Origin of the sequence: Pseudomonas sp. R1-1 (assembly GCF_051132135.1) — a bacterium.
Classification (GTDB): domain Bacteria; phylum Pseudomonadota; class Gammaproteobacteria; order Pseudomonadales; family Pseudomonadaceae; genus Aquipseudomonas.
Map to the genome: position 1 here is coordinate 407042 of NZ_CP071663.1, position 23653 is coordinate 430694.

Annotated in this window: 21 protein-coding genes; 15 read left to right on the forward strand and 6 right to left on the reverse strand. The window is 62.7% G+C overall.

Annotated features, from left to right (window positions below; genetic code table 11):
- Nucleotides 1-56 precede the first annotated feature (56 nt).
- Nucleotides 57-731 carry a ribose-5-phosphate isomerase RpiA gene (gene rpiA, locus J3P75_RS01870; protein WP_434709134.1) on the reverse strand — a complete coding sequence of 225 codons (675 nt, stop codon included), beginning with the start codon at nt 729-731 and terminating at the stop codon, nt 57-59.
- A 146-nt stretch (nt 732-877) separates the two neighbouring features.
- Between rpiA and ilvA the strand changes: the two genes are divergently transcribed.
- Both ilvA and J3P75_RS01880 read left to right on the forward strand, forming a co-directional pair.
- Nucleotides 878-2392: a threonine ammonia-lyase, biosynthetic gene (gene ilvA / locus J3P75_RS01875; protein WP_203419890.1), complete on the forward strand. Its 1515-nt coding sequence runs from the start codon at nt 878-880 to the stop codon at nt 2390-2392.
- 40 nt (nt 2393-2432) lie between these two features.
- Nucleotides 2433-2846 carry a DUF2269 family protein gene (locus J3P75_RS01880; RefSeq protein WP_434709136.1) on the forward strand — a complete coding sequence of 138 codons (414 nt, stop codon included), beginning with the start codon at nt 2433-2435 and terminating at the stop codon, nt 2844-2846.
- 94 nt (nt 2847-2940) lie between these two features.
- Here J3P75_RS01880 and J3P75_RS01885 read toward each other — a convergent pair whose 3' ends face one another.
- A complete protein-coding gene (locus J3P75_RS01885; protein ID WP_090287246.1) occupies nt 2941-3597 on the reverse strand; it encodes an HAD family hydrolase in 657 nt (218 codons plus the stop codon).
- 143 nt (nt 3598-3740) lie between these two features.
- Here J3P75_RS01885 and J3P75_RS01890 point away from each other — a divergent pair, with 143 nt between their 5' ends.
- A complete protein-coding gene (locus tag J3P75_RS01890) occupies nt 3741-4220 on the forward strand; it encodes an RNA pyrophosphohydrolase (protein ID WP_003229203.1) in 480 nt (159 codons plus the stop codon).
- 22 nt (nt 4221-4242) lie between these two features.
- Nucleotides 4243-6522 carry a phosphoenolpyruvate--protein phosphotransferase gene (gene ptsP / locus J3P75_RS01895; protein ID WP_203419888.1) on the forward strand — a complete coding sequence of 760 codons (2280 nt, stop codon included), beginning with the start codon at nt 4243-4245 and terminating at the stop codon, nt 6520-6522.
- 207 nt (nt 6523-6729) lie between these two features.
- Here the strand turns inward: ptsP and J3P75_RS01900 are convergent, their stop codons facing one another.
- Nucleotides 6730-7476 (reverse strand): NRDE family protein, encoded by a 747-nt coding sequence (locus tag J3P75_RS01900; protein ID WP_434709137.1) that lies wholly within the window; start codon nt 7474-7476, stop codon nt 6730-6732.
- Between the two features lie 132 nt (nt 7477-7608).
- On the opposite strand from J3P75_RS01900, the gene J3P75_RS01905 reads away from it, so the two are divergent.
- The 3 genes from J3P75_RS01905 (at nt 7609) to J3P75_RS01915 (ending at nt 10299) form a co-directional block, all read left to right on the forward strand.
- Nucleotides 7609-8391, forward strand: a complete 783-nt coding sequence (locus J3P75_RS01905; protein WP_203419886.1) for a sulfite exporter TauE/SafE family protein — start codon at nt 7609-7611, stop codon at nt 8389-8391.
- A 70-nt stretch (nt 8392-8461) separates the two neighbouring features.
- Nucleotides 8462-9277 (forward strand): prolipoprotein diacylglyceryl transferase, encoded by an 816-nt coding sequence (gene lgt, locus J3P75_RS01910; protein WP_434709138.1) that lies wholly within the window; start codon nt 8462-8464, stop codon nt 9275-9277.
- Nucleotides 9278-9327: 50 nt separating this feature from the next.
- Entirely contained in the window at nt 9328-10299 is a 972-nt protein-coding gene (locus tag J3P75_RS01915) for a thymidylate synthase (RefSeq protein ID WP_434709140.1), read from the forward strand.
- A gap of 124 nt (nt 10300-10423) precedes the next feature.
- Here the strand turns inward: J3P75_RS01915 and cadR are convergent, their stop codons facing one another.
- Complete coding sequence (gene cadR / locus J3P75_RS01920; RefSeq protein ID WP_016772685.1) at nt 10424-10873, reverse strand: Cd(II)/Pb(II)-responsive transcriptional regulator; 450 nt, start codon at nt 10871-10873, stop codon at nt 10424-10426.
- 85 nt (nt 10874-10958) lie between these two features.
- Here cadR and J3P75_RS01925 point away from each other — a divergent pair, with 85 nt between their 5' ends.
- From J3P75_RS01925 to J3P75_RS01955, 7 genes are all read left to right on the forward strand, one after another.
- Nucleotides 10959-13268, forward strand: coding sequence for a heavy metal translocating P-type ATPase (locus J3P75_RS01925; protein ID WP_434709141.1), 2310 nt, complete (start codon nt 10959-10961; stop codon nt 13266-13268).
- Between the two features lie 16 nt (nt 13269-13284).
- Nucleotides 13285-14148, forward strand: coding sequence for a LysR family transcriptional regulator (locus J3P75_RS01930; RefSeq protein WP_434709142.1), 864 nt, complete (start codon nt 13285-13287; stop codon nt 14146-14148).
- A gap of 233 nt (nt 14149-14381) precedes the next feature.
- A complete protein-coding gene (locus J3P75_RS01935; protein ID WP_434709143.1) occupies nt 14382-15458 on the forward strand; it encodes a putative 2-aminoethylphosphonate ABC transporter ATP-binding protein in 1077 nt (358 codons plus the stop codon).
- On the forward strand, nt 15458-17182 hold the full coding sequence (locus tag J3P75_RS01940; protein WP_434709144.1) for a putative 2-aminoethylphosphonate ABC transporter permease subunit: 1725 nt from the start codon (nt 15458-15460) through the stop codon (nt 17180-17182). Before J3P75_RS01935 ends, J3P75_RS01940 begins: the two co-directional genes overlap by 1 nt.
- Nucleotides 17183-17220: 38 nt before the next feature.
- Nucleotides 17221-18246, forward strand: coding sequence for a putative 2-aminoethylphosphonate ABC transporter substrate-binding protein (locus tag J3P75_RS01945; protein ID WP_093097383.1), 1026 nt, complete (start codon nt 17221-17223; stop codon nt 18244-18246).
- Between the two features lie 185 nt (nt 18247-18431).
- Nucleotides 18432-19565, forward strand: coding sequence for a TIGR03364 family FAD-dependent oxidoreductase (locus J3P75_RS01950; protein ID WP_434709145.1), 1134 nt, complete (start codon nt 18432-18434; stop codon nt 19563-19565).
- Entirely contained in the window at nt 19562-20116 is a 555-nt protein-coding gene (locus J3P75_RS01955) for a phosphonate degradation HD-domain oxygenase (protein ID WP_434709146.1), read from the forward strand. The genes J3P75_RS01950 and J3P75_RS01955 overlap by 4 nt, the downstream gene beginning before the upstream one ends.
- Before the next feature lie 129 nt (nt 20117-20245).
- Here the strand turns inward: J3P75_RS01955 and J3P75_RS01960 are convergent, their stop codons facing one another.
- Together J3P75_RS01960 and J3P75_RS01965 are read right to left on the reverse strand one after the other, a co-directional pair.
- The gene (locus tag J3P75_RS01960; protein WP_434709147.1) at nt 20246-21622 is read right to left on the reverse strand and encodes a GTPase/DUF3482 domain-containing protein; all 1377 of its coding nucleotides are present in this window, start codon (nt 21620-21622) and stop codon (nt 20246-20248) included.
- Complete coding sequence (locus tag J3P75_RS01965) at nt 21615-22988, reverse strand: DUF2868 domain-containing protein (RefSeq protein ID WP_434709148.1); 1374 nt, start codon at nt 22986-22988, stop codon at nt 21615-21617. Before J3P75_RS01965 ends, J3P75_RS01960 begins: the two co-directional genes overlap by 8 nt.
- Nucleotides 22989-23073: 85 nt before the next feature.
- Here J3P75_RS01965 and J3P75_RS01970 point away from each other — a divergent pair, with 85 nt between their 5' ends.
- The gene (locus J3P75_RS01970; protein WP_434709150.1) at nt 23074-23586 is read left to right on the forward strand and encodes a dihydrofolate reductase; all 513 of its coding nucleotides are present in this window, start codon (nt 23074-23076) and stop codon (nt 23584-23586) included.
- Nucleotides 23587-23653 lie beyond the last annotated feature (67 nt).

A 23653-nucleotide genomic window follows, 5' to 3' on the forward strand; every position in this document is an offset into this window, starting at 1 on the left:
GACCGCTATCGCGAGCAGGCTCACTCCTACAGGTTATTTCGGCGCCTTCAAGCTCTTTATTCAGCCTTGAGAGTTTTCACACCTTCGCTAGTCCCAAGCAACAACAAGTCCGCCGGGCGCGCTGCGAAAAGGCCGTTGGTGACAACGCCAACGATCGCGTTGATCTGCGCTTCCAGCTCGACCGGGTTGGTGATCTGCAGGTTGAATACATCGAGGATGATGTTGCCGTTATCGGTCAGCACACCTTCGCGGTACACCGGGTCGCCGCCGAGTTTCACCAGTTGGCGCGCCACGTGGCTGCGGGCCATCGGGATCACTTCGACCGGCAGCGGGAATTCACCGAGCACCGGCACCAGTTTGCTGGCGTCGGCGATGCAGATGAAGGTCTTGGCCACGGCCGCGACGATCTTCTCGCGGGTCAGGGCGGCGCCGCCGCCCTTGATCAGGTTCAGGTGTGCGTCGCTTTCATCGGCGCCGTCGACGTAGAATTCCAGGTCGCTGACGGTGTTCAGCTCATACACCGGAATGCCGTGGCCCTTGAGGCGCGCGGCAGTGGCTTCGGAGCTGGCAACGGCACCATCGAAAGCGCCCTTGTGCTGGGCCAGGGCATTGATGAAGCAGTTGGCGGTGGAGCCGGTGCCGACGCCGACGATGCTCTTGTCGTCGAGTTTCGGCAGGATGAAGTCGACGGCGGCCTGGGCCACGGCCTGTTTGAGTTGATCCTGGGTCATGCGGGCTCCGAAGCGGGCAAGGGGTGGGCAGAAAGGCCGGCATTATAGCCGCAAGCGTGGCTAAAACCTCTGGATTCGTGTGGTCGCATCGGCAAAAGCCGGGTTAGACTCCCGGGTCCCGCCCAACCGCTCAGTGATGCTTTCCGATGCTTGAACAGTACGTCAAAAAGATCCTCACCTCGCGCGTTTATGACGTTGCCGTAGAAACCCCGCTGCACAACGCCCGTCAGCTCTCCGAGCGGCTGGGCAATGACATCTGGCTCAAGCGTGAAGACTTGCAGCCGGTGTTCTCGTTCAAGATTCGCGGGGCCTACAACAAGTTGACGCAACTGAGCGACGAAGAGCGCGCCCGCGGTGTGGTCACCGCGTCGGCGGGCAACCATGCGCAAGGGCTGGCGCTGGCGGCAAAAGTGCTGGGTGTCAAAGCCACCATCGTCATGCCCAAGACCACTCCGGAGATCAAGGTCGAGGGCGTGCGGTCGCGCGGCGGCAAAGTAGTGCTGCACGGGGATTCGTTCCCGGAGGCGCTGGCTTACTCGCTGAAACTGGTCGACGAGAAAGGCTACGTCTACATCCATCCGTACGACGATCCGCACACCATTGCCGGGCAAGGCACCGTGGCGATGGAAATCCTCCGTCAGCACCCACAGCCGCTGGACGCGATCTTCGTCCCGGTGGGCGGCGGCGGTCTGATTGCCGGCATTGCGGCCTACGTGAAATACCTGCGCCCGGACATCAAGGTCATCGGTGTCGAACCGGACGATTCCAATTGCCTGCAAGCGGCGATGGCGGCGGGCGAGCGCGTGGTTCTGCCGACCGTGGGCATCTTTGCCGACGGCGTGGCGGTGGCGCAGATTGGTCAGTACACCTTTGAAATCTGCAAAGACTACGTCGATGAAGTGATCACCGTCAGCACCGACGAGATCTGCGCGGCGATCAAGGATATCTACGACGATACCCGCTCGATCACTGAACCTGCCGGCGCGCTGGGCGTGGCAGGGATCAAGAAATACGTTGAGCAGCGCGGAGTCAGCGGGCAGACCTTTGTCGCCATCGACTCTGGCGCCAACGTCAACTTCGACCGCCTGCGCCATGTCGCCGAACGCGCCGAGCTGGGTGAAGGCCGCGAAGCGATCATCGCTGTGACCATTCCCGAGAAGGCCGGCAGCTTCAAGGCGTTCTGCGAAGCCGTCGGCAAACGCCAGATCACCGAATTCAACTACCGCTACAACACCGGTAGCGAGGCGCACATCTTCGTTGGCGTACAGACGCACCCGGACAACGACCCGCGCAGCGCACTGCTGGCGAGCCTGACCGAGCAGGGTTTCCCGGTGGTCGACCTGACCGACAACGAACTGGCCAAGTTGCACATTCGTCACATGGTCGGCGGGCATGCCGCGCACGTCATCGATGAAATGGTGTTCCGCTTCGAATTCCCGGAACGCCCGGGAGCGCTGTTCAACTTCCTCAACAAGCTGGGCGGGCGCTGGAACATTTCGATGTTCCACTACCGCAACCACGGCGCCGCCGACGGCCGTGTGGTCGCGGGGCTGCAGGTGCCCCATGACGAGCGGCATCTGGTGCCAGCGGCATTGGCGGAAATCGGTTACCCGTACTGGGATGAAAGCGAGAACCCGGCCTATCAGCTGTTTCTCGGCTGAGCGGCTACGCTGAAGGGCATCGCCCAAGGAAGAGAATTGCATGGAAACCCTGACAACCCTGAAGGTCCTTCACGTCGTGGCGACCGTGGTCATCCTCGCGAGCGGGCTGGTGCTCGCCGTCCTGACCTGGCGTAATCGCAGCGAAGGCCCGGCCACGACGATGCGGCGGCCCTGGCTGTTTCTCTGGTGTCTGATGCTGCTGGGTATTCTCAGCATGCCATTCACCGGCTGGTGGCTGGTGCACCTGACTGGCTGGCCACTGGGGCAATTGTGGATTCTGGGCTCCAGCGTGATCTATGCCGTGGCCACGTTCAGTGCGGTCTGGCTGCTGGTACGACTGGATCGGCTTTGGATTACCGGGGTGGGCAACCGCACATTCAGTCTGGCACTGGCGATTGTCAGCGGCGTTGGATTTCTGGCCATTGCGGCGTTGATGGGGGCCAAGCCTGTTTAGGGCTTGAGACCGTGTCGCCCCGATCGCGAGCAGGCTCGCTCCTGCAAGGGAACGCATTCCACATGTAGGAGTGAGCCTGCTCGCGATAGCAATATCAGCCGCGCAACGAAATCACCGGCCAACCACGCTTCTCGGCCTCGGCGCGCAGATTCGGGTCCGGATCAACCGCCACCGGATTCGCCACCTGCTCCAGCAGCGGCAAGTCATTCATCGAATCGCTGTAGAAATAGCTGCCTTCCAGCGAGTAACCGGTTTCTTCCAGCCAACGATTCAAGCGCGTCACCTTGCCTTCACGGAAGCACGGAATGTCGGTGCTGCGCCCGCTGTAGCGGCCGTCGATCATTTCGCATTCGGTGGCGATCAGGGTTTCCACGCCCAGGCGCACGGCAATCGGGGCGGTGACGAAGCGGTTGGTCGCGGTGATGATCACCAGTTTGTCGCCGGCGTCGCGGTGTTGTTTCAGCAGTTCCAGCGCCTTGGGCAGCATGATCGGCTCGATGCAGTCGCGCATGTAATCGCTGTGCCAGGCGTCGAGCACGGCCATTTCGGTGCGGCCGAGAATCTCCAGGCAGAAATTCAGATACGCCGCGTTGTCCAGCTTGCCGGCCAGGTAATCCTGATAGAACTCGTCGTTGCGCGCCTTGTAGGCGATCGGGTCGAGGAAGCCGCGCTCGCACAGATAGTCGCCCCAAGCGTGATCGCTGTCGCCGCCCAGAAGGGTGTTGTCCAAATCGAATAGAGCCAGGCGCATTGCAGTTACCCGCTGAAAAGTCAGTAAAAAGGCCACAAGAATACGGTCTTTTCACAAGAGTGCACATAAGCTGGGAAGCTTCGTTGCCGCCTGATCAACCTTTGTGGAACAATGCGACGACATGCGTTTGCGAGGTTGTTGCCGTGATCGACCCCGATGGTTTCCGTCCCAATGTCGGGATCATTCTGACGAATGACGCCGGCCAGGTGCTATGGGCTCGCCGTATCAATCAGGACGCCTGGCAGTTTCCGCAAGGGGGAATCAACCCTGAAGAGACGCCGGAAGACGCCTTGTACCGCGAGCTGAACGAAGAAGTTGGCCTGGAACGTGAAGATGTTGAAATACTGGCCTGTACCCGAGGCTGGTTGCGCTATCGTTTGCCGCAACGCCTGGTGCGTACCCACAGCCAACCGCTGTGCATCGGCCAGAAGCAGAAATGGTTTCTCCTGCGCCTGATCTCCAACGAGCAGCGGGTGCGGATGGATTTGACCGGTAAACCGGAATTCGATGGCTGGCGCTGGGTCAGCTATTGGTATCCGTTGGGCCAGGTGGTGACATTCAAGCGCGAGGTGTATCGACGCGCTCTCAAAGAGCTTGCCCCGCGCCTTTTAGCGCGCGACTGACGACGGAGTTCGACCCCGAGCCATGCTCAATACGCTGCGCAAGATCGTCCAGGAAGTTAACTCCGCCAAGGATCTCAAGGCGGCGTTGGGGATTATTGTGTTGCGCGTCAAAGAGGCCATGGGCAGCCAGGTCTGCTCGGTCTACCTGCTTGATCCCGAGACCAACCGCTTTGTCCTGATGGCCACCGAGGGCTTGAACAAGCGCTCGATCGGCAAGGTCAGCATGGCACCCAACGAAGGTCTGGTCGGTCTGGTCGGCACGCGTGAAGAACCCCTGAATCTCGAGAACGCCGCGGATCACCCGCGCTACCGCTACTTCGCCGAAACCGGTGAAGAGCGCTATGCCTCGTTCCTCGGCGCGCCGATCATTCACCACCGCCGCGTCGTTGGCGTGCTGGTCATCCAGCAAAAAGAACGCCGTCAGTTCGACGAGGGCGAAGAAGCCTTCCTCGTGACCATGAGCGCGCAGCTCGCCGGGGTGATCGCCCACGCCGAGGCCACCGGTTCGATCCGCGGCCTGGGCCGGCAGGGCAAGGGCATTCAGGAAGCCAAGTTCGTCGGCGTGCCGGGCTCGCCGGGCGCGGCGGTCGGTACCGCGGTGGTCATGCTGCCGCCGGCCGATCTCGACGTGGTGCCGGACAAGACCATCACCGACATCGACGCCGAGCTGGCGCTGTTCAAGACCGCCATCGAAGGCGTGCGTGCCGACATGCGCACGTTGTCGGCCAAGCTCGCGACCCAGTTGCGCCCGGAAGAACGGGCGCTGTTCGACGTCTACCTCATGATGCTCGACGATGCCTCGCTGGGCAGCGAAGTCACCACCGTGATCAAGACTGGCCAGTGGGCGCAGGGCGCGCTGCGTCAGGTGGTCACCGATCACGTCAACCGTTTCGAACTGATGGACGACGCCTACCTGCGTGAGCGCGCCTCGGACGTCAAAGACCTTGGCCGCCGCCTGCTGGCTTACCTGCAGGAAGAGCGTCAGCAGAACCTGGTCTACCCGGAAAAAACCATTCTGGTCAGTGAAGAGCTGACCCCGGCGATGCTCGGCGAAGTGCCGGAAGGCACGCTGGTCGGTCTGGTGTCGGTACTCGGTTCGGGTAACTCCCACGTCGCGATTCTCGCCCGGGCCATGGGCATTCCGACGGTAATGGGTCTGGTCGATCTGCCGTACGCCAAGGTCGACGGCATCGAAATGATCGTCGACGGCGTTCGCGGCGAGGTCTACACCAACCCGAGCGAAGTGCTGCGCAAGCAGTTCGCGGAAATCGTCGAAGAAGAGAAACAACTGGCGCTGGGCCTCGATGCCCTGCGCGACCTGCCGTGCGTGACCCTCGACGGCCACCGCATGCCGCTGTGGGTCAACACCGGCCTGCTGGCGGACGTGGCGCGGGCGCAGAAGCGCGGCGCCGAAGGCGTTGGCCTGTACCGCACCGAAGTGCCGTTCATGATCAACCAGCGCTTCCCGAGCGAGAAGGAACAACTGGCGATCTACCGTGAGCAGCTCGCCGCGTTCCATCCGCAACCGGTGACCATGCGCAGCCTCGACATCGGTGGCGACAAGTCGCTGTCGTACTTCCCGATCAAGGAAGACAACCCGTTCCTCGGCTGGCGCGGCATTCGCGTCACCCTCGACCACCCGGAAATCTTCCTGGTGCAGACCCGTGCGATGCTCAAGGCCAGCGAAGGCCTGAACAACCTGCGGATTCTGCTGCCAATGATCTCCGGCACCCATGAACTCGAAGAAGCCCTGCACCTGATTCACCGGGCCTGGGGCGAAGTGCGCGACGAAGGCACCGACGTGCCGATGCCACCGATCGGCGTGATGATCGAAATCCCCGCCGCGGTCTACCAGACCAAAGAGCTGGCGCGGATGGTCGACTTCCTCTCGGTCGGTTCCAACGACCTGACCCAGTACCTGCTGGCGGTCGACCGCAACAACCCGCGCGTGGCCGATCTTTACGACTACCTGCACCCGGCGGTACTGCAAGCCTTGCAAACCGTGGTGCGTGACGCGCATGCCGAAGGCAAGCCGGTGAGTATCTGCGGCGAGATGGCCGGCGATCCGGCGGCGGCGGTGCTGTTGATGGCGATGGGGTTCGACAGCCTGTCGATGAACGCCACCAACTTGCCGAAGGTCAAGTGGATGCTGCGTCAGGTCAATCTGAGCAAGGCGCAGGAGTTGTTGGCTGAGTTGATGACCATCGATAACCCGCAAGTGATCCACAGCTCGTTGCAATTGGCGCTGAAGAATCTTGGGTTGGCGAAGATGAATGCGCCGGTGGTTAACAAAGCGCTCTGAACTGTCTCAAGATCAAAAGCCCCTCACTAGCCCTCTCCCCGAGGGAGAGGGGACTGATTGGGGGTTGCTGCAGAACTCCGTCGACCAGAAAGTGCTTCGCCGAATCCATAATCGACTTGGTCTTTCAGGTCTATGCACAACTCACGACACCTCGGTCGGCTCCCTCTCCCTTTGGGAGAGGGCGGGGGGTGAGGGTAAGCTTTTGAACTAAACGCAAATCTCAACTTCGCCCAAATGCCCCCCATACGGCCCAAAACTGCGCTCCACCATCCGCCGCGTCCCATCTGCCTGCACCACCAGCGCCGTACTCGCCCGCGTCCCGTAACTCTGGCTGGCGATAAACACACTCGACAGCAGCGCTTCAGTCGCCATCCCCACCCCGGTATCCGGCAGCTCGGCTTCGGGCGGCGTCTGCGCATCACTCAATAACCCCAGCAATCGCTCCGGCTGCGGATCGTCCAGCACCGCGTTCAGCGCCGCTTTGGCCTTGAGCAGTTTCGGCCACGGCGTATCCAGCCCGGCATTGGACAGTCCGTAAACCCCAGGAACCAACATCACCGGCTCGGACGCTCGCGCATTGAAGTGCCACAGCTCATGACTGTTGCCGAGCAGCAAGTTGAACCCGGCATATTCCCCGGCGCGGCCAACCACATCGCTCAAATAATCATCAATCGATGTATTGCCACTGAGAAACCGCGCCACCAGTTCCCCGCGCGACTTCAGCGCCGGCGGCTGTTGTGGGTCGCGAATGTTGGTCAGCGCGGCAAAGCGCCCGTTGCCGCCAATCCCCAACCAGGTGCCGCCGGCCTCCAGGTCTCGTCCGGCGTGGACCTGCGGCGCTTCGGGCCACGGCGCCAGTGGCAGGCTCGGCCGAGCGTAGAACTCGTCGCGGTTGGCCGCGACGATCAGCGGCTGGGCATGGCCCGGGCGCCAGGCAAAAACAATCAGGCACATAAGGTGGTCCTTGTGTGATTTTTGCTCACTCTACGCATCCGGCGTCCGTGCATCCATCGCCAGTGGAGCCAAAGGGTGTGCATCCGTTACCATGCCGCTCCTGTTTTGCGGATGCGGTCCGGGGAGACGCTCGTGGAATTTCTGCTCTATCTGGCGCTGGGCGCCTGTGCGGGCGTGCTGGCCGGGCTGTTTGGCGTCGGCGGCGGGATCATTATCGTCCCGGTGCTGGTGTTCAGTTTCACCCTGCAGGGTTTCGATCAGTCGATCCTCACGCATCTGGCGGTCGGCACGTCGCTGGCGACGATCATCTTCACCTCGGTCAACGCCGTGCGTGAACATCATCGCCGGGGCGCGGTGCGCTGGCCGATCTTCCTGTGGATGACCGTCGGCATTCTGCTCGGCGCCGGTTTCGGTGCACTGACGGCCGAGGCGATTTCCGGGCCGAACCTGCAAAAGATCATTGGTGTGTTCGCCCTGCTGGTCTCCGTGCAACTGGCGCTGGACGTCAAACCCAAGGCCAGCCGAACGGTGCCGGGTAAACTCGGTCTGACCGCCGCTGGCACGGTGATTGGCTGGGCCTCGGCGATTTTCGGTATCGGTGGCGGATCGCTGACCGTGCCGTTTCTGACCTGGCGCAGCGTGCCGATGCAGCAGGCCGTGGCGACGTCGTCGGCCTGTGGTCTGCCGATCGCTCTGGCCAGTGCGGCAAGTTTCATGATTCTGGGGTGGCACGATCCGTTGTTGCCACCGCATAGTCTCGGTTTTGTGTATTTGCCGGCGCTGTTGGGCATTGCCCTGACCAGCATGGTCTTCGCCCGTCTCGGCGCGCGTCTGGCGCACAGGTTGTCGCCGCGCTTGCTGAAACGGCTGTTCGCCGCTTTGCTGTTCAGCGTCGGGTTGAGCTTCCTGCTGTAAAAATCCTGGCTTAATCCTGTGGTGGCAGCGTCGCCCGGGAATTCTGGTTTCACTCTTACGAGGAGTCGCAATGCTGCCTTACCCGCAGATCGACCCGGTGGCCTTGGCCATCGGTCCGCTGAAAATCCACTGGTACGGTCTGATGTACCTGATCGGCATCGGCGGCGCGTGGCTGCTGGCGTCGCGCCGGCTCAACCGTTTCGACCCGACGTGGACCAAGGAGAAACTTTCCGATCTGGTGTTCTGGCTCTCGATGGGGGTGATCATCGGCGGGCGCTTGGGTTACGTGCTGTTCTACGACCTGAGCGCTTATCTGGCCAACCCGACGCTGATCTTCGAAGTGTGGAAGGGCGGCATGTCGTTCCACGGCGGCTTCATCGGCGTAATGCTCGCGGCCCTGTGGTTCGGCAAGCGCAACGGCAAATCGTTTTTCCAACTGATGGACTTCGTTGCACCGATGGTGCCTATCGGTCTGGGCGCCGGGCGCATCGGCAACTTCATCAACGCCGAGCTGTGGGGCAAGGCCACCGACGTGCCATGGGCGATGGTGTTCCCGCCGTTCAGCGACCCGGCGCAACTGCCGCGTCACCCCTCGCAGCTGTATCAGTTCGCTCTCGAAGGCGTGGCGCTGTTCCTGATTCTCTGGCTGTTCTCGCGCAAACCGCGGCCAACCATGGCAGTGTCGGGCATGTTCGCGCTGTTCTATGGCATCTTCCGTTTCATCGTCGAGTTCGTGCGCGTGCCGGATGCCCAACTGGGCTACTTGGCCTGGAACTGGCTGACCATGGGCCAGGTGCTGTGCGTGCCGATGATCATCGGCGGGCTGTTCCTGATCTGGCTGGCCTATCGTCGCGCCCCGGCAGCGCCGCTCGCCCCGACGGCTTAAACTACGAACCCCGGCGCGCGACGCCGGGGCTCAAAGGACACAGGTAACTCATGAAGCAATATCTCGAACTGGTCTCGCACGTCATCCAGAACGGCACCAAGCAGGCCAACCGCACCGGCATCAACACCATCAGTTTCCCGGGGGCGATGCTGCGTTTCGATCTGCAGGAAGGCTTCCCGGCGATCACCACGCGCAAAATGGCCTTCAAGTCGGCCATCGGCGAGATGTGCGGCTTCCTCCGTGGCGTGAACAACGCTGCCGAGTTTCGTGCGCTGGGCTGCAAGGTCTGGGACCAGAACGCCAACGAAAATGCGCAGTGGCTGGCCAACCCGTTCCGTCAGGGTGACGACGACCTCGGCGAAATCTACGGCGTGCAATGGCGCAAATGGCCGGCCTACAAGCAGATCCCGCTGAGCAACACTGCCGCCATCGAACAAACCCTGAGCAACGGCTACAAGCAGATCGCCCAGGGCGAAGAAGACGGCCAGGCCTACGTGGTGCTGTACAAAGCCATCGACCAGGTGCGCCAGTGCGTCGACACGATCATCAAGGATCCGGGCAGCCGTCGCATTCTGTTCCACGGCTGGAACGTCGCTCAGCTCGATGAAATGGCCCTGCCGCCGTGCCATCTGCTGTACCAGTTCCACCCGAATGTCGAGACCAGAGAGATTTCTCTGACCCTCTACATCCGTTCGAATGATCTGGGCCTGGGCACACCGTTCAACCTCACCGAAGGTGCCGCGCTGCTGAGCCTGATCGGTCGCCTGACCGGCTACACGCCGCGCTGGTTCACCTATTTCATCGGTGATGCGCACGTCTACGAGAACCATCTGGACATGCTCAACGAACAGCTCAAGCGCGAGCCGTTCGCCATGCCGAAACTGAAGATCTCCGATCGCGTGCCGGAGTTTGCCAAGACTGGCGTGTACCAGCCGGAGTGGCTGGAGCGGGTCGAGCCGAGTGATTTCTCGCTGGAAGGCTACGAGCACCATCCGCCGATGACCGCGCCGATGGCGGTCTAGTCGCCACCGCAACACACCTGTGGGAGCTAGCCTGCTAGCGATAGGGCCATCAGACTCGACAGAGATGTTGACTGACAGTCCGCTATCGCTAGCAGGCTAGCTCCCACAGTGTTTTGTGGCGTTCTTAATGGCCGTGGCTACGGCCCACGTGGGAGTGTTCGACCTCGGTCGCAACAACCCCGCCACTCACCTCCAGCCGCTGCAAGATCCCGCATTGATCCGCCTCCGGCCCTTCGCCACAGCGTTGGCGCAGGTCGAGCAGTTGCGTCTGCAACGCCAGCAACCCATCAATCCGCGCCTTCACATGCTGAATGTGTTCGTCGATCAGTGCATTGACGCTTTCGCACTGGTCCTGCGGGCTGTCGCGCAGGGCGAGCAGGCTGCGGATTTCTTCGAGGGTCATGTCGAGGGTGCGACAGTTGCGGATGAACGTCAGGCGTTCGGCGTGGGCCTGGGTGTAGACGCGGTAGTTGCCGTCGCTGCGAGCCGGTTCCGGCAGGAGGTTTTCGCGTTCGTAGTAACGGATGGTTTCCACCGCGCAGTCGGTGAGTTTCGCCAGTTCGCCGATTTTCATGAAGGCCATCTCCAAAAAGGGTGCTTGACCCTATAGTGGCTACAGGGTCTTTACTTGGCAACAGGCACCTTCATGGACGCGACCAATGAGCGATTCCCTGCACACCCACAAGCCCGGCGACGGCCACGATCACAGCCATAAATTGCAGCCTGTGCACAAACATGAGCACGGCGGCGATTCCTGCTGCGGGTCGAAAGTCGCAACGCCTGCGCCAGCTCATGCGCACGTAGATGCCTGCTGCTCGTCGAAAGCGGCTGCGCCTACGCTGGTGCAACTGAGCGAAACGACCAACGCCGATGCGCGCCTGAGCAGTTTCCGCATCGAGGCGATGGACTGCCCGACCGAACAGACGCTGATCCAGAACAAGCTGGGCAAACTGGCGGGCATCCAGCAGTTGGAATTCAACCTGATCAACCGCGTGCTCGGCGTCACCCACAACCTGGCGGACACGGCACCGATCGTGGACGCGATCAAGTCGATTGGCATGCACGCCGAGCCGCTTGAGGCGGGCGTCGAAGCGCCGGCTCCGGCGCCGGTGAAAAAACACGGGTGGCCGCTGGCGCTGTCCGGGGTCGCGGCGCTGGCTGCCGAAGTCATTCACTTCACTGATGCCGCGCCGACGTGGGTAGTGGCGATCATTGCGCTGGTCTCGATCCTCAGCGGCGGCCTCGGCACTTACAAAAAGGGCTGGATTGCCCTGAAGAACTTCAACCTCAACATAAACGCACTGATGAGCATCGCCGTGACCGGCGCGATCCTCATCGGCCAGTGGCCGGAAGCGGCGATGGTGATGTTCCTGTTCACCGTTGCCGAGCTGATCGAAGCACGCTCGCTGGACCGGGCGCGCAATGCGATCAGTGGCTTGATGCAGATGACCCCGGAACAAGCCACGGTCTTGCAGGCGGACGGAAACTGGACCGAACAGGAGGTGAAAAGCGTCGAACTCGGTGCCCGCGTGCGGGTGAAGCCGGGCGAGCGTATCGCGCTGGACGGTGAGGTGATCAGCGGCAGCTCGACCATTGATCAGGCACCGATCACCGGTGAAAGCCTGCCGGTGGAAAAAACCGTCGGCGATAAAGTCTTCGCCGGCACCATCAACCAGGCCGGTTCGCTGGAATACACGGTCAGCGCGGCGGCGAACAACTCGACCCTGGCGCGGATCATCCACGCCGTAGAACAGGCCCAGGGCGCGCGTGCGCCGACCCAGCGCTTCGTCGATCAATTCTCGAAAATCTACACCCCGGCGGTGTTTGTGTTTGCCCTGGCCGTGGCGATCATTCCGCCGCTGTTCATGGGCGCCGTGTGGTTCGACTGGATCTATCGCGCCTTGGTGCTGCTGGTGGTCGCGTGCCCGTGTGCGCTGGTGATTTCCACCCCGGTGACCATCGTCAGCGGCCTCGCCGCGGCGGCGCGCAAAGGCATTTTGGTCAAGGGCGGCGTGTACCTGGAGGGCGGTTTCAAGCTCGATTATCTGGCGCTGGATAAAACCGGGACGATCACCCACGGCAAACCGGTCCAGACCGATTACCTGTGCCTGGAGGCAACCGCCGAGAGCACCGCGCCGGCCATCGCAGCCGCCTTGGCCGGGCGCTCCGATCACCCGGTATCGCTGGCCATCGCCAATGCCGCTGTGGATAAAAACTTCGCCGCGCCGGTTGTGGATAACTTCGAAGCGCTCGGCGGGCGTGGCGTCAAAGGCCAGATCAATGGCCAGACCTATCACTTGGGCAACCATCGTCTGGTTGAAGAACTGGGCCTGTGCTCGCCGCAACTGGAAGAAAAACTCTTCGCGCTGGAGAAGCAGGGCAAGTCCGTGGTGCTGCTGCTCGACAGCTCTGGCCCGCTGGCGCTGTTCGCAGTGGCTGACACGGTCAAGGAAAGCAGCCGCGAGGCGATTCGTCAGTTGCATGAGCTCGGGGTGAAAACCCTGATGCTCACCGGCGACAACGCGCACACGGCCGAGGCGATTGCCGCGCAGGTCGGTATCGACGAAGCCCGAGGCGATCTGTTGCCGACCGACAAACTGCAAGCCATCGAAGATCTGTACAAAAAGGGTCACCGGGTCGGCATGGTCGGCGACGGCATCAATGACGCGCCGGCACTGGCCCGCGCCGAGATCGGTTTCGCCATGGCCGCTGCCGGTACCGACACTGCGATCGAAACCGCCGATGTCGCGCTGATGGACGACGATCTGCGCAAGATCCCGGCGTTCATCAGCCTGTCGCGCAATACCGCCAGCATCCTGAAACAGAACATCGCCCTGGCCTTGGTGATCAAGGCTATCTTTCTTGGGGTAACCTTCGCCGGGCTCGCCACCATGTGGATGGCAGTGTTCGCCGACATGGGCGTGAGTCTGTTGGTGGTGTTCAACGGTTTGCGCCTGCTGCGCAAGTAAGTGATGAGGGTGGGTTGTGCTGAGTGCCGAGCTGAAAGCGTTTTATATGGTCGCCCGCCTGGGCAGCATCACGCTGGCGGCGAAGAAACTCGGCCTCAGCCAACCGACCGTGACCACGCAGATCCGCAATCTGGAAAGCCAGTATTCGGTGGAACTGTTCTACCGCGGGGGTCGGCGTTTGAGCGTCAGTGACGAGGGTGCGCGGTTGCTGCCGATGGTCAAGACGCTGTTGCAGCAGGAAGCCGATATCGAGTTCTTTCTGCGCAACAGCGGCCAGGTGCAAGGCACGTTGCGCATCGCCGCGACGGCACCGTATTACATCCTCGATCTGGTAAAGACCTTTCGCGAGCGCTTGCCGCAGGTGGAAGTGTCGGTGGAAATCGGCAACTCGCAGCAGGTCCTCGAAGCGCTGGAGGATTACCGGGTGGACATCGCCGCGTCATCGCAGCTGCTGGATGACGCGCGGCTGATCCGCCGGGTGCTGGGCACCGATCCGCTGGTGCTGGCCGTGCATCGCAACCATCCGTTGGCGACACAGACGCATGTGGCGTTGGCGGCGCTGGCCGGACACACCTTGTTGATGCGTGAATCCGGCTCGACCACGCGGCGGTTGACCGAAGAATTGCTGGCCGGCGCCGGCGTGAGCTTCGGGCCGTTGCTGGAGATTGGCAGCCGCGAATCGATCCGCGAGGCGGTGCTGCGCAACATCGGCATCAGCATCATCGCTCGCCAGGAGGTGCCGCACGATCCGCAGTTGCGCGTGCTGAGTATCGAGAATGCGCCGCAGATTCCCGAGTATCTGTATTGCCTGAAGGAGCGCAAAGGCGCGCGATTGCCGGCGGCGTTTCTTGGTTTGGCGCAAGAAATGTCCCCCGCCTGAGATCTTCAGTGCTGGTGCTGGCCCCATCGCTAGCAGGCTAGCTCCCACAAGGGATTTGCGTTGTGAATACGGTCCAGTGTGGGAGCTAGCCTGCTAGCGATGGCGTCAGCCCGGGCGACACAGAATCAAACCCAAATCCCTGAATATCACTATCGGCGCTTTTTGCCTCACTGCCACATGACGGACGCATTACAACCCTAGGATTGGCCTCATCCGTTTGATGAGGTCTGTCCATGAACCCTGCCATCGCAACTGCCCTGACCAATCCCGGTGCGCCGATGAAAGTGCGCAGCGTGCAGAAGCGCTTCGGCGCGTTTACCGCGCTGGATAACGTCTCCCTTGATGTCGCCGCTGGTGAACTGGTGTGCCTGCTCGGCCCGTCGGGCTGTGGCAAGACCACGTTGCTGCGCTGCATTGCCGGGCTGGAGAAACAGGACAGCGGCGAGCTGTACCTCGGCGATCGCGACGTCTCGCACCTCGCCCCGCAAGCGCGGGACTACGGGATTCTGTTCCAGTCCTACGCGCTGTTTCCCAATCTGACCGTTGAAGCGAACATTGCCTACGGCCTCGCCGGCAGCGGTCGCGATGAAGTGCGCCGCCGCGTCGGGCAGATGCTCGAGCTGGTCGGCCTCAGCGGCAGCGAGAAAAAGTACCCCGGCCAATTGTCCGGCGGCCAACAGCAGCGTGTTGCGCTGGCCCGCGCGCTGGCGCCGGCACCGTCGCTGCTGTTGCTCGATGAACCGATGTCAGCCCTCGACGCTCGCGTTCGTGAGCATCTGTGCACCGAGCTGCGCCAACTGCAGCGCAACCTCGGCATCACCACCCTGATGGTCACGCACAATCAGGACGAAGCCATGCTGATGGCCGACCGCATCGCCGTGATGAACAACGGCCGCGTCGAGCAATACGCCACCCCGCAGGAAATCTACAACCGCCCGGCCACGCCGTTCGTCGCCGAGTTTGTCGGTCAGGGCAACTGGCTGCCGTTCCAGCGCAGCAGCGACAGTCATGCCCAGGTCGGCGGGATGAATCTGCGTCTGGCCGATGGCAGCGTGCAGAGCGCCTCGGGTCGACTGTTCTGCCGCCCGGAGGCGATCAACGTCAATCCGCCGGTGCACGAAGAAAACCTGTTCCCGGCCAAGGTCCGCGAGATCACCTTTCTCGGCAACCGCTGCCGCATGAGCTTCGAACTCGATCAATTGCCCGGCCATGCGCTGCTCGCCGAACTGGCACCGGAAGCCATGCCGCGTCTTGGCGCCCAGCAGATCATGGTCGCCTTGCCGCCGCGCAGTCTGCAGGTGTTTGCCTGATGAACAGCAACCTCGCGCTGCCGCTACCGCACAAGCAGGTGCGCCAGTCTTCGACAGCCGAAATCGGCGATCGGATTTTTGTCGTTGGCGGCAAAATCCTCTTGCTGCTGTTGCTCGGCGTCGCGGTGCTGCTGCCGTTGCTGGCGATCTTCTGGCGCGGCTTCAGCAGCGAGGCCGGGCAGGGCGGCGGCTGGGTTGCGGCGAAAGAGTTGGTGAACAGCGCGAATTTCCACTGGCTGCTCGGCAACAGCCTGAAGGTTTCCCTCAGCGTTGCGGCCATCGTCGTACCGCTGGCGTATCTGTTTGCCTACGCGTTGCAGCGCACGCTGATTCCTGCGAAGGGCATCTGGCGCGGCATTTCTTTGCTGCCGCTGATGGCGCCGTCGATGTTGCCGGGGATTGCGTTGGTTTACCTGTTCGGTAACCAGGGCATGCTGCGTGGGTTGCTCTCGGACAACATCTACGGATTCTGGGGCATCGTGCTCGGCGAGGTGATTTACACCTTCCCGCATGCGCTGATGATTTTGCTCTCGGCGTTGTCGCTGGCCGATGCGCGCCTGTTCGACGCCGCATCTAGCATGGGCGCCAGCCCGGCCAAGGCGTTTCGCAGCATCACCTGGCCGGCGACGCGGCAGGCGGTGTTCGCCGCGTTCTGTCTGGTGTTCACCCTGACCATCACCGATTTCGGTGTGCCGGTGGTGGTTGGTGGCGACTATCAAGTGCTGGCGCTGGAAGCCTACAAAGCCGTGGTCGGCCAACAGCAATTCGGGCGCGGTGCGTTGATCGGCATGGTGTTGCTGCTGCCGGCGCTGTTCAGTTTCGGGGTCGATGCCTGGCTGCGGCGTCGGCATGGCGATTCCATGAGCGGTCGCGCGCAGGTGTTCAAACCGACACCGTCGACCCTGCGCGACGGCTGCTATCTGGCGATTGTCGTGTTGATCAGCGCCGCGTTGATTCTGGTGTTCGGCATGGCGGTGTTCTCGTCCCTGGTGAAGTTCTGGCCATACAACCTGTCACTGTCGCTCAACCATTACCAGTTCAACGAGACCGCTGGCGGTGGCTGGCTGGCCTACGGCAACAGTTTGAAAATGGCATTGGGTACGGCGCTGATCGGCAGCGTGCTGATCTTCACCGGCGCTTATCTGATGGAGAAAACCCGCACCCAGCGTGGGCTCAACCTGGCTTTGCGCATGCTCAGCTTCGTGCCAATGGCAGTGCCGGGGCTGGTGCTTGGCCTGGGTTATGTTTTCTTCTTCAACCTCACCGGCAACCCACTGCACGTGCTGTACGGGACGATGACGCTGCTGATCGTCTGCACCATCGCGCACTATCTGACCACCGCACAAATGACCGCGACCACCGCGCTGCGCCAGCTCGATGCCGAGTTCGAAGCGGCGGCGCTGTCGCTGAAGGCGCCGCTGTATCGGCATTACCTGCGCGTGACCGTGCCGATCTGCTTGCCGGCGCTGCTGGACATCGTGCGCTACCTGTTCGTCTCCGCGATGACCACGGTGTCGGCGGCGATCTTCCTCTACAGCCCCGACACCATCCTCGCCGCGGTCGCGGTGCTGAACATGGATGACGCCGGTAACGTCGGCGGCGCGGCGGCGATGTCGACCCTGATTCTGTTCACCTCGGCGGGCGTGTCCTTGCTGCTGGCGTGGGCTTCGCGCGGCTTGCTGCGCCGTTCCCAGGCCTGGCGGCAAACCGCGCCCGGTCACTGATTGCAACTGCCCTCAACTCAAAAGACAGGAAACCGATCATGTTCAAGCCTATGGCCTTGGCCGCTGCTGTGCTCGCCTCTTTCAGCCTGAACGCCTTCGCGGCGAAAACCGAGTTGACGGTGTACACCGCCCTCGAAGCCGAGCAACTGAAGTCCTACAAGGAAGCGTTCGAGAAAGCCAACCCCGACGTCGAGATCAAATGGGTGCGCGACTCCACCGGGATCATCACCGCCAAACTCCTCGCCGAAAAAGCGCGACCGCAGGCTGACGCGGTGTGGGGCCTGGCCGCTTCCAGCCTGGCGATCCTCGATCAGCAAGGCATGCTGCAAAGCTACGCGCCGAAGGACCTCGGCAAGATCGGCGCAAACTACCGCGACGCCGCCAATCCGCCAGCCTGGGTCGGCATGGACGTGTGGGCGGCGACCATTTGCTTCAACACCGTCGAGGCCGAGAAACAGGGTTTGACCAAGCCAGTAAGCTGGCAGGACCTGACCAAGCCTGAGTACAAAGGCAAGATCGTCATGCCCAATCCGGCGTCGTCCGGCACCGGTTTTCTCGACGTCAGCGCCTGGCTGCAAACCTTTGGCGAGAAGCAGGGCTGGGCGTATATGGACGGCCTGCACCAGAACATCGGCCAGTACGTTCACTCCGGTTCCAAGCCGTGCAAACTGGCGGCCGCCGGGGAATTCCCGATCGGCATTTCCTTTGAATATCCGGCTGTTCAACTGAAGCGCCAAGGCGCGCCGCTGGACATCATCCTGCCGAAGGAAGGCCTGGGTTGGGAGATCGAAGCCACGGCGGTGATCAAAGGCACGCCGCACGAAGAGGCGGCGAAGAAGCTCGCTGACTTCTCTGCCAGCGCCGAGGCGATGGATCTGTACAAAGAGAACTTCGCCGTGCTCGCCCAACCGGGGATCGCCAAGCCGCAGACCGAACTGCCCGCCGATTACGAGCAGCGTCTGATCAAGAACGACTTTGCCTGGGCCTCGAAGAATCGCGACGAAATCCTGACCGAGTGGCGCAAGCGCTATGACGGCAAGTCCGAGAAAGTGGCTGCCAAGTGAGATCTTTATCGACTGACAGGGCCTCATCGCGAGCAGGCTCACTCCTACAGGGGACGCGTTCCAATCTGATCGTTCCCACGCTCCGCGTGGGAATGAATCCCGTGACGCTCCGCGTCACAAAGGACGCGGAGCGTCCTTGGCTGCATGCCCACGCAGAGCGTGGGAACGATCATTGAGGTAGCGACATGACACACCCCAAAGACCTGCTCATTGTAGGCGCCGGCATCCTCGGCCTGTCCCACGCCTACGCCGCAGCCAAGCGCGGGCTTAAAGTCGCCGTGTTCGAACGCACCGCTACGCCCCTCGGCGCCTCGGTGCGCAACTTCGGCCAGGCGCTGGTCACTGGCCAGCCGCCCGGCACCATGCTCGAACTGGCCAAGGCCAGCCGCGAAATCTGGGGCGACTGGGCGCAGCTCGCCGATCTGCAGATCAAGCGCAACGGTTCTTACCTGTTCGCCCGCAGCGAAGCCGAAGAGCATCTGCTCGAAGCGTTCTGCGCCGGTCGTGCGCGGGAGCACGACTACAATGTCGAGCTGCTGCGCGGTGCCGCACTGCGTGATCTGTATGGCGGTCAATTCAGCCATCACCGCGCCGCGCTGCACGGCCGGGACGATCAGCAGCTGTATTCGCGCGAAGCGATTCCGGCGCTGATCGACTACCTGCGCCGCGACCTCGGCGTGGATTTCCACTTCTCCACTCTGGTCCGCGACGTCGAGCCCGGGCGGTTGCACAGCACCGCCGGCAGTTTTACCGCGGCGCAGATCATCGTCTGCTCCGGTCACGATTATCAGACCTTGCTGGCCGAGCCGATTGCCGCGCTCGAACCGCAAATCTGCCGCCTGCAAATGCTCCGCGCCAAACCGCAAACGCAACTGAACCTGCAACACGCCTTGCTTACCGGTTTGAGCTGCGTGCATTACGGCGCCTTCGCCGGTCTGCCCGAAGCAACGGAGGTGCAGGCGCAGATCCTGCGCGAGCAACCGCACCTGCATGACAACGGCATCCACCTGCTGATCAGCCCGACGCCGTATGGCGAACTGATCATTGGCGACTCGCACCATTACAGCAGCGATCCGTCGCCGTTCAACGCCGAGCAAGTGGATAACTGGATGCTCGAACTCGCCGAGCAGACCCTCGGTTGCAAGGTGCAAGTGGTCGAGCGCTGGCAGGGCGTCTATGGCGCTCGTGGACCGGGGCCGTTTTCATTCCTGCGCCCGGCACCGGGCTTGAGCGTGGCGCTGATGCACACCGGCGTCGGCATGAGCGTCGGCCCGGCCATGGCCGAGCGCAACCTTGCGCAGTTGCTGGAGGAAGCATGAATCCGGAACAAGTGGTGGCGCGGGTGTTCGGCTTGTACGAACGTTTCGGCGCCAGCGATTACATCGGCGAACCGGTGTCGCAGATCGAGCACATGTCGCAAGCGGCCGAGCTGGCGATGGCTGAGGGCTGCGATGATGAAGTGGTGCTCGCCGCCTTCTTTCACGACATCGGCCATTTGTGCGCCGAGGGCGCGCAGCACATGGGCGGTTATGGCGTGGTCAGCCATGAGCGGCTGGGTGCGGATTATCTGCGGGAGGCGGGTTTCAGCGAGCGGCTGGCGCGGCTGGTGGAGTATCACGTTCAGGCCAAGCGTTATCTGACGCTGCGTGAACCGGGGTATTTCCAGCGCTTGAGTGAGGCGAGTCGGCGCACGCTGGCGTATCAGGGCGGGGTGATGACCGAGGCTGAGGCGCAGGCGTTTGAGCAGGATCCGCTGTGTGCGCTCAGCCTGCGGATGCGCCAGTGGGATGAGTTGGCGAAGGAGGTGGCGGTGCCGGTGATTGATTTGGGTGTGCTGAAAGAGAAAGCGGCGCGATTGCTGGCTGCTTAGGTCTTGGAACTGGGTTGCTGCCATCGCTAGCAGGCTAGCTCCCACAGGAATTCGGGTGTTCACAAAGTTTGTGTTCACTGAAGATCCAGTGTGGGAGCTAGCCTGCTAGCGATAGGGCCAGTCCAGGCACTACAAATCTGCTGCCAGTAAATCAACCTGCTCCTGCCTTTCCGCCTGATTCAGCTTCGGATGCGGATTGAGCGACGACCACTGCGGATGCGCCCGAGCCTTGTTCAAGGCTTCCGGCAACTTGCCTTCGCGCCAGGTTTTATCCACAGGTGTTGCAACCTGAACCGCGTCCATCGCCGCATGCCCGCGCTGATCGAGCGCCGAGACCAACTGCCGCTGCCGCAACGCCAACAGCCGCAACACACCATCATCCACGGTCAATTCCCGCTGGCCTTTGATCTTGCCGAGCAAGCGGCTGCCATAACTGCGTGCCGTTTGCAGGGCGCCGCCGGCGATCGCCCCGGCCAGTGCCGCTGCGCCGAGGGTGATGCCGCCGACCAGCAGATCGACGCCGGCTCCGGCGGCCGCGCCTGCCGCGATCCCGCCGCCGACCCGTACGCCGAGCTGTTTGAGAGTTTCCGGGTTGAACAGGTCATCGCCCCAACGGCCGTCGAGCAATGGCAGGTCACTGGCTGCCGCGTCCTGCGGGCGGAACGCGTAGAGCTTGAGCAACGCCTCGACGCATTTCTGCTCACGCTGACGGACTGCCTTGCGCAGTTCGCTGATCGCCTGCTGTTCCTGTTCGGCCTCGCTGACCACGCTGCGTCGGCAGGCGGCGCAGTCGATCAACAATTCGGCGATCAAGCGTGCCGCGCTGTGCTGACGGGCGAGGCGCTGGACCTGTTGATCAGCGATCAGTCGCTCGAGTTGCGGGCGGGCGGTTTCCAGCAGCAGCGCCAGGCTTTCATACAAGCGCCGCTCGCCATCTTCCGGCGGCGCCACGCTGTCGAAACGCACCAGCGCATGCAGGCCCAAGCGTGCCAGCGCTTCGCGCCAATCGGGTTCGCGATGGTTGGCGCTACTGACGAAATTCAGCACCGGCAGCAGCGGTTTGCCGCAACTGGCGAGCACTTCCAGTTCGTCGCGGTACTTGGCCAATACCGGTTCGCGGGCATCGATCACGTACAGGCCAGCGTCGGAGGCGAGCAGTTGCCGCAGCACCTTGGCCTCCTGCTCGAAACGCTGGCGCGCCTCGCTGCCCTTGAGAAACCGCGCCAGCCGCGCCGGGCCGTCGAGGCGTTCGCCGGGGCGTTCCAGGCGTTCGAGAAAATCCAGCAGGGCGATGGCATCTTCCAGCCCCGGCGTGTCGTAGAGATCGAGCAGCGGTTCGCCGTCCACCGACAACCGTGCGCCTTCGACATGTCGCGTGGTGCTCGGGCGATGGGAGACTTCGCCGAAGCCGACATCGCGGGTCAGCGTGCGCAGCAGTGAGGTCTTGCCGACGTTGGTATGGCCGACCACCGCGAGTTTCAGCGGCGCTTTACGCAGATCAATCATGGCCCGTCTCCAGCCAGTTCAGCGGCGCGCAATCGGCGAAAGGCAGTTCCAGCTGTTGCAGAGCAACGTGCCAATCGCCCAAGCGGTCGGCATCCAGCGCTTCGCCAGGCGGTGCTTGCAGCAGCCAGACGCGCGTCGCGCCGGCATTGCGCGCCAGTTCGGCGATCAGCGCGAGGCTGCCGCGATCCGGCGAGCGTCGCGGATCACAGGCGATCGCCAGGCGTGCCGGGGGAAAACGGCTGAGTTGTTCGAGGAGCTTGTGCCGCGACTCGCGGCTGTCGAGGATGCCGGCGTTGCTGACGGTTTTCGGTAACGCGGGCGGCCAGGGGCGCTGCTCGTCGAGTTCGATGGCGACCAGCAGCGCGCCCTCGCTGGCGAGCTCGCCGACGCTGCTTTCGACGCGGTGCAGCTGCGCCGGCTCAGGGTCGTTGACGCCGAGGCGTTCGCTGGTCGGCATCAGCCGCTCGCGCAATTGCGCGTAGCCGGGCAGGTTGAGGTCCAGACGCAGCGCGGCTTTGCCGCTGTTCCAGCGCCACCGGCACAGCAGTGTCAACAGCAGGCGCGGCAGCACGCCGTAAACCACCAGCACCCCGACCAGCCAGGTCGCCCAGGCCTGCCGGGCGCTTTCGATATCCAGCGCCGCGTCGCCGCTGGCGCGAATCATCTCGACCGTCGGCACATTGAAGCCGAGCAGCGCTGGCAGGCTGCCCAAGGTCCGGGTCATGTGGATAAAGGTGTCGGCGCTGAGAATCGTGGTTTCCCAGACGAAGCCGTAGCGTCGGGTGGCCATCAGCATCAGCAGTACGACCAAGGCACTGAGCATGGCCAGCAACCATAAACCGTTGACCAGCGTGCCGAGTGCCCAGCGATTGAGTTTGCGGCGTTGCAGCAGCAACAGCAGCGCCGGCGCCAGTTGCGCGGCTTTGGCGTCGCGGGCGAGTTTTTCGCTGAGCCACAGCCACACGCGGCCCAGCGTCGCGCCGTGTTCGCCGGCGAACACCAGGCCCAGCGCCCAGCTCAACAGCAGAATAAAGTTCAGCCCGAGCAGGCTGCCCAAGGCCCAGAAGACGTTGACCGGCGTCTGCCCCAGTGCGGCGAAGGCCAGCCCGGCGCCGCTCAATACGGCGAAAATGCTCAGCAGCACCAATGCCAGACGAGCGCCTTGCAGCCAGTGCTTGAGTGCCGGCGTCAGCCCGTCGCGGTCGGCCAGCCAGCGCGCCCGGCGCTGAATGCGGCTCGGCAGATCGCCGCCACCGGTGCGCGCCAGGCGATTGGCTTCCAGGTCATCCAGAGGGCCTGCGTGTTCTTCGCGCAGGCGGATGGTTTCGCTGAGCCAGAGGTTTTGCAGTGGAGTCAGTTCAGTCACGCGGCGTCTCGTCGCTTAAATGAGCGTTGAGCATAACCGCTGTGGCGCTTATCGGGGTAAGCGCGGCTCTGGTATCCTCGCCGGCATGACTAAATCACTGCCCCTCAGCCTGATCGCAGCGCTCGGTGAAAACCGTGTGATCGGCGTCGACAACAGCATGCCCTGGCACCTGCCGGGGGATTTCAAATACTTCAAGGCCATGACCCTCGGCAAGCCGATCATCATGGGCCGCAAGACCTGGGATTCGCTCGGCCGACCGCTGCCGGGGCGCTTGAACATCGTCGTCAGTCGCCAGGCCGACCTGTCGCTCGAAGGCGCCGAGGTCTATCCATCGCTGGACGCCGCCGTCGCTCGCGCCGAAGAATGGGCGAAAGAGCAAGGCGTCGATGAGTTGATGCTGATTGGCGGCGCGCAGTTGTATGCGCAAGGACTGGCCCAAGCGGATCGTCTGTACCTGACCCGCGTCGCGCTGAGCCCGGAAGGGGATGCATGGTTTCCGGAGTTTGATGTGAGCCAGTGGACGCTGGTTTCCAACGTTGAAAATCCAGCGGTTGAAGATAAGCCGGCGTACAGCTTCGAAGTCTGGGAGCGTGCATGATCGTTCCCACGCTCTGCGTGGTAACGCCTCAAGGGACGCTCCGCGTCCAGTGACGCGGAGCGTCACG

Coding starts and splice junctions, on each gene's coding strand:
- rpiA (WP_434709134.1), bottom strand. CDS start 731: ATGACCCAGGATCAACTCAAACAGGCCGTGGCCCAGGCCGCCGTCGAC.
- ilvA (WP_203419890.1), top strand. CDS start 878: ATGCTTGAACAGTACGTCAAAAAGATCCTCACCTCGCGCGTTTATGAC.
- J3P75_RS01880 (WP_434709136.1), top strand. CDS start 2,433: ATGGAAACCCTGACAACCCTGAAGGTCCTTCACGTCGTGGCGACCGTG.
- J3P75_RS01885 (WP_090287246.1), bottom strand. CDS start 3,597: ATGCGCCTGGCTCTATTCGATTTGGACAACACCCTTCTGGGCGGCGAC.
- ptsP (WP_203419888.1), top strand. CDS start 4,243: ATGCTCAATACGCTGCGCAAGATCGTCCAGGAAGTTAACTCCGCCAAG.
- J3P75_RS01900 (WP_434709137.1), bottom strand. CDS start 7,476: ATGTGCCTGATTGTTTTTGCCTGGCGCCCGGGCCATGCCCAGCCGCTG.
- lgt (WP_434709138.1), top strand. CDS start 8,462: ATGCTGCCTTACCCGCAGATCGACCCGGTGGCCTTGGCCATCGGTCCG.
- J3P75_RS01915 (WP_434709140.1), top strand. CDS start 9,328: ATGAAGCAATATCTCGAACTGGTCTCGCACGTCATCCAGAACGGCACC.
- cadR (WP_016772685.1), bottom strand. CDS start 10,873: ATGAAAATCGGCGAACTGGCGAAACTCACCGACTGCGCGGTGGAAACC.
- J3P75_RS01925 (WP_434709141.1), top strand. CDS start 10,959: ATGAGCGATTCCCTGCACACCCACAAGCCCGGCGACGGCCACGATCAC.
- J3P75_RS01935 (WP_434709143.1), top strand. CDS start 14,382: ATGAACCCTGCCATCGCAACTGCCCTGACCAATCCCGGTGCGCCGATG.
- J3P75_RS01940 (WP_434709144.1), top strand. CDS start 15,458: ATGAACAGCAACCTCGCGCTGCCGCTACCGCACAAGCAGGTGCGCCAG.
- J3P75_RS01945 (WP_093097383.1), top strand. CDS start 17,221: ATGTTCAAGCCTATGGCCTTGGCCGCTGCTGTGCTCGCCTCTTTCAGC.
- J3P75_RS01950 (WP_434709145.1), top strand. CDS start 18,432: ATGACACACCCCAAAGACCTGCTCATTGTAGGCGCCGGCATCCTCGGC.
- J3P75_RS01955 (WP_434709146.1), top strand. CDS start 19,562: ATGAATCCGGAACAAGTGGTGGCGCGGGTGTTCGGCTTGTACGAACGT.
- J3P75_RS01960 (WP_434709147.1), bottom strand. CDS start 21,622: ATGATTGATCTGCGTAAAGCGCCGCTGAAACTCGCGGTGGTCGGCCAT.
- J3P75_RS01970 (WP_434709150.1), top strand. CDS start 23,074: ATGACTAAATCACTGCCCCTCAGCCTGATCGCAGCGCTCGGTGAAAAC.